Genomic DNA, 555 nt, shown 5'->3' with positions numbered 1-555 from the left:
GCCGCGAGCGGCATCGGCTCGCCGGCGACGTGGCGATGGCGGACGGGGCAGCCCGGGTCGGGCAAGTCGGCGGCACGCTCCGGCTGCATCCAGGCGATGACCAGCTCGCGAGGTGGCACGGATTGCCGCGCCAGCTCGGCCATGAGGTTGCGCAGCCGGTCCGCCCGGCCGCGGACCAGGGTGAGCACGCTCGCCGACGGCCCATCGGACGCGTCAGACGGCATCGGCCAGCATCCGGCGGAAATGCCCGACGCCCTCGATGATGCCGCGGGCGTGCGAAGCGCGGGCGACGTAGGAGTGCTGCAAGCCGGCGTGGCTCGCCAGGTCGTCGGAGTAGTTGGCCACGATGATCGCCTGCGCCCCGGCGCGCAGCATCTCGACGTCGTTGCCGGAATCACCGGCGACGAACACCGCCCGCTCCGGCAGGGCGTAGAGGGCGCGAACATGGGCCACCGCCGTGCCCTTCGACGCCGCCGCCGGCAGCACGTCGAGGTAGCGGCCGTGGCTGTGGATCACGGTGGCGCGTTGCCCCGCGAGGGCGAGGCGGGCGCGCAC

At 74.2% G+C, this 555-nt stretch carries 1 protein-coding gene and 1 pseudogene; both read right to left on the bottom strand.

What is annotated here, in order from left to right; genetic code table 11:
- Positions 1-224, bottom strand: a pseudogene (locus FV222_RS28725) (glycosyltransferase family 2 protein); the annotation flags it as partial.
- Positions 214-555 (bottom strand): HAD family hydrolase (locus tag FV222_RS28720; RefSeq protein WP_147816513.1); only part of this gene is annotated, 342 nt, incomplete at its 5' end. The pseudogene FV222_RS28725 and the gene FV222_RS28720, both read right to left, overlap by 11 nt.

This window comes from Methylobacterium sp. WL103, assembly GCF_008039885.1.
Classification (GTDB): Bacteria; Pseudomonadota; Alphaproteobacteria; order Rhizobiales; family Beijerinckiaceae; genus Methylobacterium; species Methylobacterium cerastii.
The sequence above is the reverse complement of the archived record's forward strand: the minus strand, read 5'-3'. Positions and strand labels throughout refer to the sequence as shown.